The organism is Paenibacillus suaedae, assembly GCF_032337355.1.
In the GTDB taxonomy this organism is placed as follows: Bacteria; Bacillota; Bacilli; order Paenibacillales; family Paenibacillaceae; genus Paenibacillus_B; species Paenibacillus_B suaedae.
This window is the reverse complement of sequence record NZ_JAVYAA010000003.1, coordinates 442,658-456,155: the sequence shown is the minus strand read 5'-3', so window position 1 is coordinate 456,155 and position 13,498 is coordinate 442,658. Positions and strand designations below refer to the sequence as shown.

General features: G+C 46.9%; 8 protein-coding genes, 1 pseudogene and 1 riboswitch. Of the genes and pseudogenes, 3 read left to right on the top strand and 6 right to left on the bottom strand.

Annotation, left to right across the window (positions count from 1 at the left end):
* Positions 1-212: 212 nt before the first annotated feature.
* A pseudogene (locus RQP50_RS15350) lies at positions 213-326 on the top strand (ABC transporter substrate-binding protein); the annotation flags it as partial.
* Between the two features lie 63 nt (positions 327-389).
* Positions 390-450: riboswitch (Fluoride riboswitch) on the top strand.
* Between the two features lie 128 nt (positions 451-578).
* A complete protein-coding gene (locus RQP50_RS15345) occupies positions 579-1,844 on the top strand; it encodes a voltage-gated chloride channel family protein (protein WP_072729640.1) in 1,266 nt (421 codons plus the stop codon).
* Between the two features lie 272 nt (positions 1,845-2,116).
* On the opposite strand, the gene RQP50_RS15340 is transcribed toward RQP50_RS15345, so the two are convergent.
* Complete coding sequence (locus RQP50_RS15340; RefSeq protein WP_315745929.1) at positions 2,117-6,676, bottom strand: non-ribosomal peptide synthetase; 4,560 nt, start codon at positions 6,674-6,676, stop codon at positions 2,117-2,119.
* A gap of 292 nt (positions 6,677-6,968) precedes the next feature.
* Between RQP50_RS15340 and RQP50_RS15335 the strand changes: the two genes are divergently transcribed.
* Complete coding sequence (locus RQP50_RS15335; protein WP_227774699.1) at positions 6,969-7,586, top strand: L,D-transpeptidase family protein; 618 nt, start codon at positions 6,969-6,971, stop codon at positions 7,584-7,586.
* A 252-nt stretch (positions 7,587-7,838) separates the two neighbouring features.
* Here the strand turns inward: RQP50_RS15335 and RQP50_RS15330 are convergent, their stop codons facing one another.
* The 5 genes from RQP50_RS15330 to RQP50_RS15310 all read right to left on the bottom strand — a co-directional run bounded on the left by RQP50_RS15330 (position 7,839) and on the right by RQP50_RS15310 (position 13,376).
* The gene (locus tag RQP50_RS15330; protein ID WP_315745928.1) at positions 7,839-9,452 is read right to left on the bottom strand and encodes a bifunctional metallophosphatase/5'-nucleotidase; all 1,614 of its coding nucleotides are present in this window, start codon (positions 9,450-9,452) and stop codon (positions 7,839-7,841) included.
* A 143-nt stretch (positions 9,453-9,595) separates the two neighbouring features.
* The gene (locus RQP50_RS15325) at positions 9,596-11,146 is read right to left on the bottom strand and encodes a DNA-binding protein (protein WP_370510425.1); all 1,551 of its coding nucleotides are present in this window, start codon (positions 11,144-11,146) and stop codon (positions 9,596-9,598) included.
* A 203-nt stretch (positions 11,147-11,349) separates the two neighbouring features.
* Complete coding sequence (locus tag RQP50_RS15320; RefSeq protein ID WP_315745927.1) at positions 11,350-12,219, bottom strand: NmrA family NAD(P)-binding protein; 870 nt, start codon at positions 12,217-12,219, stop codon at positions 11,350-11,352.
* A gap of 3 nt (positions 12,220-12,222) precedes the next feature.
* Positions 12,223-12,705, bottom strand: coding sequence for a hypothetical protein (locus RQP50_RS15315; RefSeq protein WP_315745926.1), 483 nt, complete (start codon positions 12,703-12,705; stop codon positions 12,223-12,225).
* A 131-nt stretch (positions 12,706-12,836) separates the two neighbouring features.
* Positions 12,837-13,376 carry a MarR family winged helix-turn-helix transcriptional regulator gene (locus tag RQP50_RS15310; RefSeq protein WP_315745925.1) on the bottom strand — a complete coding sequence of 180 codons (540 nt, stop codon included), beginning with the start codon at positions 13,374-13,376 and terminating at the stop codon, positions 12,837-12,839.
* Between the last annotated feature and the right edge of the window lie 122 nt (positions 13,377-13,498).

Genomic DNA, 13,498 nt, shown 5'->3' with positions numbered 1-13,498 from the left:
ATCCCTAAACTAGCTAAAATATGTCGTAATCCTCCATTTCCTATATTGTGGATATTTGTGATCAATCTATTTCAATTATCGTCGTTGAGCATTTTTTTAAACGAATTGGGAAAAATTTTTCAATGCAAGCAGCTCATCATCATTGTAAGGAGCTCTTGTGCAATGTACGAAGCTGATCGCTCCTTAATATGTCCTTCACAGGCGGAACGGGCGGTGCAATGCCGAATGAGACTGCATCCGTATTTACGATGTATCCCGGCAACCGCTTGTTCGTTATGATTTCGACAGGCTTACCGCAATTGCTGTACGGAGAATTAGGTTTTAAGCGCGTCTTACTTCGGATTAGAATTGACTATGCGGATGAAATGAAATAAAATACATCTATATTAAGTTGAATAGGCGATGGAGTTCGCCATAACCGCCGTCTAGGCTAATGACTCCTACCAGAGAATAACTTCCCTGGTAGGAGTCTGTTTTTTTGTCCAGAATGGTAAAGACAGAAAGGATGATGAGATGTTGTGAAGAAATGGAGAGGGTTGCTCGTACCTGTCTTACAGAAATCTACATACGCCGCTATTATGGCTTCTTTATTAAAGTGGATTGTACTTGGGAGTATCGTTGGGCTATTGACTGGTTCTGCTTCTGCGATATTTCTCATCAGCTTGGACTATGTTACGGGGACGAGAATCGAGCATCCTTGGTTGTTGTACCTGTTGCCGCTGGGCGGTGCTGTGGTCAGTTACATGTATTTGAAATTCGGTAAGAACAGCGCGAAAGGCAATAATCTTATTATTGAACAGATTCATGATGGCAAAGAAGCGATTCCACTGCGTATGGCGCCCCTAGTCTTGTTCGGTACGCTCATTACGCATCTGTTCGGCGGCTCCGCAGGCCGTGAAGGGACGGCAGTCCAGATGGGCGGCAGCTTATCCGAATGGCTTGGCAAAATGCTGCGAGTCGATCACACTGATCGTAGAATTCTTCTCATCTGCGGCATTAGTGGTGGGTTCGGTTCTATATTCGGCACCCCGCTTGCGGGTACAGTATTTGGACTTGAGGTGCTGGCCATCGGACTCATCCGTCACGAGGCCTTGGTTCCAGCATTCGTAGCGAGCTTTGTCGGGAATATTGTCACCTCGTCAGTATGGGGAGTATCACATGTCCATTACGTCGTCAATGAATTTCCGGAGTTATCGCTGCTTGTACTGGGAAAGGTTGTGCTGGCCTCCATCTTGTTCGGACTTACGAGCCGGCTGTTCAGTCAACTGACCCACTATTTGAAAAAAGGGTACGCCAAGCTATTCGCAAATCCGATGCTCAAAAGTGCAGTAGGCGGACTTGTTATTATCGCATTTGTGTATATCGTCGGATCACGCGATTATCTTGGCTTAGGAATTCCGCTTATTCAGAACTCATTTACGGAGGACGTATCTCCATTTGCCTTTCTTGGGAAGCTCATTTTCACTTCCTTTACGTTGGGTGCAGGCTTTCAGGGCGGTGAGGTCACGCCGTTATTTGCCATCGGAGCTACATTAGGCAATGCATTGTCGGGCATCTTGCAGTTGTATGCCCCCTTCTTGGCTGCACTCGGATTTATTGCCGTATTTTGTGGAGCAACGAACACACCGATCGCCTGCTTCCTGATGGGAATTGAATTGTTCGGTTCTGAGGGCGCCATTTATATGTTTATCGCCTGCTTAATCAGCTATTTATTTTCAGGTCATACCGGTATCTATACTTCACAACAAATTGGAGTATCTAAGGCGAAATTGATACGGATTGCAGCAGGAAGTACGATTGGCGCAGTCAAAACGGAGCAGCGGCAACAGGATCGTACTGAGTAATATGACGATAACCACGGAATGAGGCTGTCCAATTCGTTAGCTTACCTTCTGCGGGATCCTATCTAATAAGACAAAGGTCGAGTTCAGGGTAATATGGCGCCCTGCTCTCGACCTTTTTTTCATGACTATCCGATTTAATTGTGGATTGCGTCACATTCAATGGAAAATAGGAGGACTTTCCCATCTTACTTGTGATGACTCAGGCTATCTCATTCCTACTTATTCGGATGAAGATACGGATATAGTCGAAGCAGCATCGGTCTCTGTTACGCTTAGACGGTTAGACTGGAACTCGGCCCTGATGCATATCCGTGCTTGTGTAATTCAAGCAATGCTTCGAGACGGGCCTTATATCGATTGACGAGCACCTGAATATTGGAATGCTCATAGTCCCGTGTGTTGTACACGAACCGAACGACAAGCTGCCCTGCTACAATCATGGCAACCGCCTCTAATTGATACATTCGTCCATTGTCCAGTCCTATCGTATCACCTGGCGGCATCGCTGAGAACGTAAAATTTTCATTATTCAGCTCGTTACCGAATTGACCCATATAATTGAAATTTATATTTGCCTTCCTCTCCAAAATTGCTGTACCGCTTGCTGACTCATGCTTGGTCAAATACTTCAGTACCCCATAATTCATTCCCTTGTTCGGAATGCTGCGCAGCATTTGCCGAGTCTGTTCGACAGCTGCGGGAAGGGAATCGGCTCGTGACATATCGAGAATGATCGGATACATCGTCATGAACCAGCCGATCGTACGCGACACCTCGATCTCTTCCCCGATTGCTTCTCTTCCATGGCCTTCAACATCCAAGCGAAATGTGCGTCCGCCACTCCAATCCGCAAGCGCCATTCCGAACGCAGTTAGCATGAGGTCATATGCTTCCGGGCTTGCTGACGTATTATTGCTCCGAAGCAGTGTGTCGGTTGCTTCCGAAGAGAATTCAACCGCAATCATGCCATTATCGCTCCATACGCCAAGATCGGCAGCTTGCACATCGCTGCGTATACCGAGCGGTAATGGATCTCCAGAATATTGTTCAAGCGCAAGCCAATAAGGAAGTTCCTGAATAACCTCATCCTGATGAGCATAGGTGAGTAATCTCTCTGCCCACTGCTTCAGAGAAGTTGACTTTGGCCTAACACGCAGTGGATGTCCGTTCACCAACTGATCGTATCCATCAGCAAAATCTTCGAGGAGCACACGCCAAGCATATCCGTCTACAATCAGATGATGAATCGTGAGCAGCAGGTGATCCCCACCCTTCGTACGGAATAGACCAAGCTTGACAATTGGGCCCTTGTAGAGATTAATACTCTGCTGCAGTTGAGTTGCAATCTGTTCCATTTCTCGCTCAGGATGGTCAGCATCTTCTAGATCGTATGATACGAAATGATAGAAGGGCCCTTCATCCGGCTGGCGGATGGTCTGAACGATCGACTTTCCATCTGAGCGGTAGGTCATTCGCAATGCATCATGGTGAAGAACAAGATGGTCAAATACATGTTCGATGTGCTCTTGCACAAATCTCGTCTTACTGAATAGGACGAATGACTGATTCCAATGATGCGGGTTCGCGAACCGCTGCTCCCAGAACCACTGTTGTATAGGTGTGAATGGAACGACTCCAGTTATGATCTCGTTCTGAGTGCGCTTATCTGTAGATCTCATGCGGGCGGCTGCCTCACCCAACGTTGGGTATAAATGCAGTTCCTTTACTGGCAAGGTATATCCGTATTGATGCAATCGTCCCATGAGTTGAAGCGCTTTGATGGAATCGCCGCCGAGCTCCCAGAAGCTGTGGTGTAATCCGATTGAGTGCCTATTTAGCGTCTCTGCCCACAGCTCCGCCAGCAGCTGCTCACGTTCGGTAACAGGCGCAATATACGGTTGATTGCCAGAAGACAGTGCGGTCATGTGAAGCAGTGCATTGCGGTCAATCTTGCCATTGTGTGTTAGCGGCATGCTGTCAATCTTCATGAAGTGTGCAGGAACCATATAGCTAGGAAGCTGATTCAGCAGCTGAGTGCGAATGTCTGAGATCACGAGTTCTTGATCCGTGACAATATAGGCAGATAGCGTCGAGTCGGAAGTATCTTGCTTGATCATAAGCACGGCAGCTTCTTGAATGCCTGGCAAGCGCTGCAGCTGCGATTCAATTTCACCAATTTCAATTCGATAACCACGAATTTTCACTTGGTCGTCTGTTCGACCAATGAATTCGAGTTCCCCGTTAGGAAGCCATCTGGCATAATCACCGGTCAAGTACATTCGCTTCCATCCATCCGAGTCGAAGAAGGGGTTCGCTATGAAGCGCTGCTCTGATTGCTCCGGTAGATTGAGATATCCGCGAGCAAGTCCTATTCCGGTGATACATAGCTGTCCTTGTGCCCCAATTGGCTGCAGCTGAAGATGCTCATTCACGATATATACGAAGCTATTCGCTAACGGTCTGCCAATGCTATAGGCTCCTCCCGTTTGCGCGTCTTTCTTGATCGACGTGACAACACTGTTCTCGGAAGGGCCGTATTCAATTACAATTTCAGTGTCGGACTGAAGCTGCTTGCTTCTCTCTATCACCGCATCACTGACCCGCTCGCCTGCTAAGGTAACAATCCGAAGACTCGACATATCTTCTGTTGATAATCCAGTGAGTAAAGACCCATATAGGCTTGGTGTGGAAATAATATGATAGACCTTCTCTTGTATAATCAAGTTACGTAGGGCATAGAAGTCTTTCATCGCCTCCTCAACTGCCAGCACAACTGTCGCTCCCATAATAAGCGGTGACCAGCACGTCGCCACAAAACCATCGAACGCGAAGGAAATCAACGGGAGCACGGTGTCTCCTACCCTTGTCTTGTATTCTTGGTTCCGATAATGCAGAGTGCTGCCGAATGATTGATGCTCGATCATCACCCCCTTCGGATTGCCGGTCGACCCGGAGGTATAGATGATATATGCAAGGCTGTTTGGAGCAGGGTGAGTGGCTTGAATGTCATCTTTTGAAATGTCACTTAATAGCTTGCTTTCTATCCTACTTTCTTGCTTGTCGCTGTCTGCGGTGCATTTATCTAGATCCAACCATTCATATGCTCTATCGATTTGGAAACGCCTTTCTAGGCCTCGATGCGTAACGATGACTTTGACACTACTGTCTGTAAGCATAAATGAGATTCGTTCATGAGGGAGTGCAGGGTCTAGCGGAATGTAGGCCGCCCCAGCTCTCCATATCCCGAGCATGCTGACAATAGTATCGATAGATCGCTCCATCAGGATGCCTACGACATCGTCCTGCCCGATACTTTTATTCCTTAGATGTGCACTCAATCGGTCGGCTCTGTAACTTAATTCTCGATAAGTGATGGATTTCTGGTCGCATCGAATGGCTATAGCTTCAGGAGTTCGTTCGCACTGCTCATTGAACGCTTGGACGACTAAGAGAGTGGGATTGGACTCTTTTGTTTTAGCTGCCTGAAAGGAAGTCATCAGCTCTGCACGCTGCTCAGGCGTGCAAATTTCGGTTGAGTCGATAGAGCGTTCAGGCTGTGCAAGCACTTCCTCGATTACATATACATACTGTTCAAGCTGTCGCTGTATTTCTTCTGAACTGAACTTAGTTATCTGATAATCAAAGTGCAGGGACAATTCGTTTGTCGCCACGACTCGCTGTACCCGAAGCAGGAAGTCATTTTCCTCATAGCCACAATGGATATGCTCCCATTCATATTGAACGTACTCATTGCTGTGTTCATTCGATGTATCCGTCTCCCGGTATTCAATGGATGTTTGAAAGAGAGGTGAACTGTCGCCTGTTTTGGAGCGAATGTCCTGTACAAGCTGATTGAATGGGTATTTCTGATGCCTTGCAGCTGAGAATTGCTTTTTGTTCACTTGCTTAATGAAGGAGATCCTGTCTTGTTCCCCTTCTATCTGGAGGCGGAGTGGCACGGTGCTGACGAACATACCTAACATGTTTTTCTCTGCTCTATTCGTTCGATTGCTTAATGTCGTGCCGATGACTTGATTTTGGTTCCCATTCCACTTGTATAAATAAATGCCGAGTAGTGCAGTGAATAACGTAAATGGACTAACTTGATGCTTTTCGCAGAATTGATATACGTGCTTTTGCACGGAGGCAGACAATGGATAAGTTATACGATCGGATTTACAGGTGGGATCATGCAGTAGGAGTGGCGAGATTGTATGTGCGCTGTCAGAGGGATGTGCTTCAAATTCCTGCAGCCAATATTGTCGGTCTTTCTCCCGGCGCTCAGATTGCTCGTACTCCAGCTCACTAGCGATGAACTGCAAGTAGGAAGGTCGATGTGACTCAGGCAAGGTTGCACCTTGTACAAGGCAACTGTAATAGGCAAGAATATCATCAATGATAAGCTGCTGGGAGATTCCATCGTGAATGAAATGATGAAAACGCTGGTATAATACACAATCCGTAGCATTAATCCGCAACAGAATGAACTCAAATAGATCGGTATCCTTCCACGGCATTGGCACTTGAGCTCTCGCCTTCTCCCATGATTGTACGTCAATACCGACAGCATCAATGACTGGAACCTCATAACTTTGATACTTGCTGATGTATTGTCTTGGCTCCTGTCCGTCCCTCTCTACGATACGAAGACGCAGAACTTCATTTCGTCTTAAGAGCTCATTTACAGCTTGCTGCAGGAAAGGAATCTCCAGATTGCCTTGTTTCGACTTCAGCCGCAACGATACTGAAATAATGCCTAAGCTTGTATTCGGCTGCATATTCTCCATGTACCAAATTCTAAGTTGAGGATGTGTAAGTGACCAATCATTCATCAGACTCGCCCTTCCCTGTCAAATTCATCTACTAGCACATTGAAACATGCCATTGGAAAGAGGGTCAATCAAATATTTTCTAAAAAGAATTGTTCATTTGATAATTTCTTGTAAATACCGAGAACGCAGCTATAATTGTATAAATTTCGCAAAATCGGTGAAACTATCCGCACCGAAATGCAAAACCTTATGGAGACATAAATAAATGAACTTACATGCCAATGTACTTTTCTTTCGGCTATTGCTGTTAAGTATATCCATTCCTTTGGCAATGGTCACCCTCGTGCCAAATATGGTTGAAGCAAAACCTTTGAATACCGTTGAATCGAAGCGAGATGACTACTCGATCATCATCTTCCCCCACCTTCATCGCCTTGTTGTGCAACAGCATAACAAGACAATCAAGTCTTATCATATCGCAGTTGGTGATCCCGCTACCCCAACCCCCACGGGTGAATTCCGTATCATATTTAAGGGGGAGAACTGGGGGCCATCATTCGGCCCTCGTTGGCTCGGCTTGAATGTGACATGGGGATACTATGGTATCCATGGTACCAATAAGCCCTATTCCATTGGACGTCACGCGAGTCATGGTTGTATTCGTATGCGCAATAAAGATGTTATTGAATTGTATGAGATGATTCCGATTGGCACGAAAGTAACGATTATGGGACATGCACTGGGTGATTTAAGGCATAATCCACGTGATTTAGCGGAAGGTGATGTTGGCGGAGATGTGCAATTGATTCAGTCGAGGCTGCAAAGTGCAGGATATTACACAGGAAGGTGTGACGGCAAGTTCAGATCAAGCACGACACAGGCCCTCAAGCGTTATCAACGCGATCACCATCTAGAGCCAAATGGCGTTGTTTCCTTCCCTATTTATGTACATCTTGGATTGGTAGAATGAGCGCGGGTCTGCACTCTTCACATTAGCTGTTTTAGGATGCTTCCAAGATACTGCTTATGCACCCTATCGTCATTCTGAGAGGATAGAGTGCATGCTGTTTCTTTTACATGTCTCGAATATCCGAAAGTGCGGGTGCGAAATGCTTCTAAGTAAGTGAATCCCAAAAAACAAGGGAAGCTGTTCAAGCAGCCTCCCTTAGTTCGTAGTCATAACCTTGTTTCGGTTTTGAAAGATGGTATTTTGCTTCAAATCCTACAAGACAACTCTCCAATTATGACTGTACTCGGCTGTAATGGTTCCCCGCTTCCTAATATAATCCACGATTAATTCGGCCATATCTGTCGGCAGATCAAGCACAATCGGCTTATTGGCGAACATGACATAATTCCCCCCGCCCCCGGCTCGGTAATTGTTCATAGCCACATCATATTCAGCGTTCATCTCAATTGGAGCGCCGCCAATGGTTAGCGTAGTAACGCGCTGTCCTACCGGACGAGAGACTTGAATCTCATACTCAATCCCTGACCACATATCATAATTATAATGCTGGGGCTTCGGATATAAGAACGCTTCACTTACCTGTATCTGATCCCCTTGCTCCGATAATGCAAAATAAGAGGCAGATTGCTCCAAGGCGTCCTTAATATCTTGACCCGAGACGCGAATGACTCTTAGCGTATTCGGATACATATAGTTGGCCAGCACCTGTCGCATCGTAATCTCTCCATAGAATCCTGGCGCACTATCATCGAAGAGAGCGGTATTCGATATTTCGGCACATCCGTATTCCATTTGAACCCGATTAATGAATGCGATCAACGGATGGTCTGCAAGCCGGACTTGCGACGGATCATCGACCAACATATTGCCTTCCATAGTACCAATCGGTTGATCCAGCCAATGTTGAACCTTCTGTTCGATGTCATGGATCGCTTCCAAGATACGTTCGTCAGGGACTGTTCCCTCTACAGAAATGAACTGAGATTGACATTGCACGAGTGTCCATTTCCCCTCTTGCTTGGTCATGCAGATCTCCATGAATCCAATTCCTTGCCCGTGTGAGCTCGGTTGCGCGATCCATACTCCGTTCACCTGCTCATCTACAATCATTCTGTGCTGATGACCGGTTAACAAGATGTCGATTCCGGGAACGTCCATACAAATTCGATAGCCTTGATTTTCCCCTGTATCTGCCTCTGTCAATTCGCCAGTACGCATGTCCCGCTCGAATCCGCCGTGATAGGATACGACAACGAGATCAACCTGCTCTTCATTTCGAAGAATGTTCACCCAGCGCTTCGCCTCATCAACCGCATCCTCGAAGCAGATTCCTGCAATATGCTGCGGGAGTTCCCAGTTGGGTATATACGGGGTTGTTAGGCCCAGTATGCCAATCTTAAGTCCATTCGCATACTCCTTTACAATATAGGGCTTGCCAAAGTAAGGTTCTCCGTCTTCTGCTCGAAGCAGATTTGCGCTGAGCCATGGAAACTGAGACTCCTTAATCGCCTGCTTCAAATAGGGAAGCCCATAGTTAAATTCATGGTTCCCGATTACGGCAGCATCTGCCTTGATGTGGTTCATGCAGGCGACCATTGGATTAGGCAGCTCTTGTTGTATGCGAGCATGATAATAGGTTAGCGGTGTGCCTTGAAGCAGATCGCCATTGTCGATCAGTACAGATTCCTTATACTGATGGCGCAGAGTGTCAATAGCGGTCGCCATTCTGGCTAACCCTGCTTCAATATGCTGCTGATCCGCATAACGATAAGGCATAACGGTTCCGTGAATGTCACTTGTATGTATGATGGCTACTATGCAGGAATCACTGTTTTCGTGAAGAGGTACTGCTGTTTCATTGCTCATATGGATTCTCCTCATCTGTGTTGGAAGCATCTATCCTATCTTGGCTGGTGTCTTTCGAAAGAAAGGATAGAGAAGCCCTGGCAACCCCGCCGGGACTTCTCTATACGATCTAGCTATGTCAGACAATTCATGACATTTATAGCTTAAGGTGCAATTGTAATTGGATTAGTCTGATATACATTGCTGCTATCCTTGCGGAGACGAATGCTGGCTGCCCCGCTCTTGCCTGATTGTGTTCGCACCTGGATTGTCTTCACGGCAGTACCAGTGCTATCCGCTGTAAGTGTGAAGCTATTATAGCCATATCCGGTAGGCCAACTGCCATTATCTTGCTGCACTTGACCGACTTGCTGCCCGCCCGTTAAGTATACGCCGATTTGAAGCGTAATGCTGCTGTTCGGCGTTAATCCGCCTGCTGTAATCGTTACATTGAATGGCGTGGCTGCAGTTACCGTTGCAGGATGTGTCATCGCAGGATTGCCAGATGGGTTCTGTCCCCCACTTGGAGCGCCATATGAGCCTTTCTTGAATGTGGAAGAGTCCCACCATTTGTAGCCCGCTGCAGGTGCTGCCCACGGCTCAGGCTGCGGCTCTGTACTGAGCTGCGGTGTCTCGAACGGCAGCAATGCAGTTGGTGTGTCAAGCTGCAGTCCTGGCACCTGTGTGAAGCTTGTGTATGACTCCTGCTCGGCAAGCCAGTCAATAAGGTTCATGAGCAGTGCGGCATCATCCTGCTCTTTGTAGCCATCATATGTTTTTTTCGTCTGTCCATTCTCTTCGCGCAAATATTTCGGTGTTGCATCTTCTACTGGAGAGGAATCACCAATGACAGCGGCTTTCCCTAACCCGACCTTCGAGATAGATACATAAGCCCCTTCTGCGACACCGCCTCCGTTATATACGCCTTGATCTACTGCATTTGGCCATTTCTGGCTGCTGCTTACCGCAGGCAAGTACACGATGCCTTTCGCAATTTGCGGATTTGTAATTGCAACCGTTGAACCCGCATGCATGGCAACACTGCTTACTTGATTCGTAATGCCGAATGCTTGCTGTGGATCGACAATCACGTTAGCATTAATGTCACCGAGTGCATTGTAGCGAATACGAACACCGAAGTTGTCGGACAGCCAATCGGAGCTTGCAACATCCTGCATAGCAGCTGAGTTGGCCTCCTCTGTGCTCATCCCTTGTGCTGGGTTGCTCCATGCTCCACGGCGGTAACCGTTAAATGCTTCAGAAGCGTCCCAGCGGTTCTTGTTGCGATCCGCATTGTAATGGTCTGCGATGAAGAAGATGCTGCCCCCACTGTTGACATACTGCAACATTGCTGCTTGCTCGGATGTCTTATACGGAATGTTGGCCTCGCCAATAACAAACACTTGATAATCTTTCAGATCATCATAAGTGATTGGCGTAGACTTGCGCAATTCCTTAACCTCATAGCCTTTGTCTGCAATGCCGTTAGCGAAATCTGAGAAGCCGCCATCAATTACCCAGTCTGCTGCGCCAGCCGTTTGACCGTGAGTGTTATCGAACAATACTTTCTTGCCGTTCGGTGTACCCTTTGCCGTGATATACGGCGCCGGATCGGCTGGCCCCTCCGCATAAGCGTTAGACCCTGCTCCCAAGGACAACGTGGGTAGTGCGATTAATGCAGCAAGTACAACTTTGAACCATTTGCGTTTCAACACAGTTAGCATATTCATTCTTCTTCGCCTCCTCATTTTGTGATGCGGGGGATTGAACCTCTCCGTTCAACATTATTATGGGGCTCGTATGTTAAGGGAAACTTATGTTCATGCGAAGATTATGTTAATCGATCAATATTTATGAATTATATTGAAAATATTACAATTAGGATAGATAAGAAACCAAAAGCGGCGAAATGCATCTTCTAATGCTGGAATAGGCCAATATGTTCTTCGAGAAAGGCATCGAGCGTTCTTGGTACATGGCCGAGTAATCGTGCGACTGTATCTGTAGGATGCTCCGGAATGGCTACAGACATGGCTTGAATCTCTACAACGTGATTCGCAAGCCATAGCGGCATATGATCTTGTTCCATTAAGGAACGGCGCTGTGTGTTCGGATCCATGTTGATATACGTAATAGGACGACCGAGCATTGCTGTGAATTTGGCCGCAATCCGTTCATAATTGAACACTTCTGATCCAGTGAGTGTATAGATGCGTCCTGCTTTCTTATGATTCGTCAGCACTTCTGCGGCGACATCTGCAATATCTCGGCAATCGATGTAGTTGCATGCTGAGCTCCCCATTGAGCCGTAGAAGGCATTGTGCTTGCGAATCGATCCTGTCAATCGCAATAAGTTCTGCATAAAAGCATAGGGTCGCAGTACGGTATGCAATATACCTGAATCGTTGAGCAAGGTTTCAATTTCCAGATGCCATCTTGCAATCTCCACTGGAGCAAGAGCGTTATACAGCGGGCTAGAAATCTTTACAATATGCTCAATGCCGGCTTCGATAGCCGTTCGGATGACAGTGCTCTCTAATTCCACTTGTCTTGGACTATTCGACATGGACAGAAAAAGTTGGCTCGCCCCTTGAAATGCAGCGCGCAATGCTGATGCGTCGGATGCATCTGCCTGGACAATCTCGACCTGTCTATGGTCACCCGCACCCAATTGAATCCGGAGTTTGTCCGGCTCTCTGCTGATGGCCCGTACGGGTACGTTTGCTTGAATCAGACTGTTTAGCAGTTCTCTGCCGATGGTTCCTGTTGCACCGATTACTACGATCATTTCTTACACGCTCCTGTTCGATGTATGTTTGTGTGTTGCCTTATACCAGCGGCATACTGTAGTTGTGCTCGCTATCGTGACAGATAGAGGAAAATCTATCCACACCCGATCCAACCATGCAATCTCTTGTGAAAATGCATAAATCGACAGTTCTGTAACAACCAAAGCTATCAGCAACCCTGTTGCTACTCCTAAAAAGGCGAATATCGTTGCAATAACAAGAAGATGCGACCTGTTCAACCATTGTGTATGTAATCCCCAATCTTGCAGCCAACGACCAATGATCCATGCTGTTACGGCAGATGTCCCTCCTATCGAAGTAAAGGCGGCAATGAACAGAATCTGGTCACCGATCATCACTCCTCCAATCCCGGCCATCAACGCCGGCGCAGCATAAGCTATCATGATATCGCGCCAGAGAACAGAAGGCTTAGATATCCTATTACTACCATCCTTGGTCTTACTTGCATCATTTGATCTGTTCAATGCTTGTCTTCACCCTTTCTGTTAAAAAAATTGCTCACTCCTACACCTCATATAATTAGGTTCCTAACTATATGGGCAGAAAGGAGGGCTAGTCAGGACTAGCCCCATTCACGCTCACTCGATGTGTCTGTTTAATCAATACATTCCGCGGTAAGTGCTGAAATTCCTTCGGTAACCCTTCCGAGCAGGTCGAGAAACACGGTGCGCTCTTCAGAAGTAAGCAATCCTACCATGGCTTCCAGTCTTGCAAAATGCTCTGGTGCCATCTCACGAAGCTTAATGACTCCTCGTTCTGTAAGAACAACCGACTTCTGCCTACCGTCTGCTGCGCTAGCACGCCGAGAGACGAGACCATCGCGTTCCAAGGTATCGATTAAGCCCGTGACAGTCGCACGAGTCACACCGAGGTTGTTGGCTAATTGCGATGGCAGCTCCTCTCCCCCATTGTCCTCCAAGTCAGCTAACAATCGATATCGACCTGTTGATAATCCGAATCTGGAGAAATGAACTTCTGCCGCATGTCCTAGCTTCGCGCCAGCCTCCATTAAGCGAGCAGCAACAAGAATGGCTTGTGCGTCGACGTCGAGGTTGTAGCGATCAATCTGCCGCTTGGATTGAATGAGTGTAGGTGCGGTTTCATTGCTCTTTGTAAATAATGGTTGATTGGTCATACAAATAGTATGGCTCCTAACTATATAATTGTCAAGTCCTCATTATTTTAGAGCCGAATCAACTACTGTAAATTCTTTAACAACGGTCGATCGGCTCTCAGTCTTATATTAGAGGGGTCATC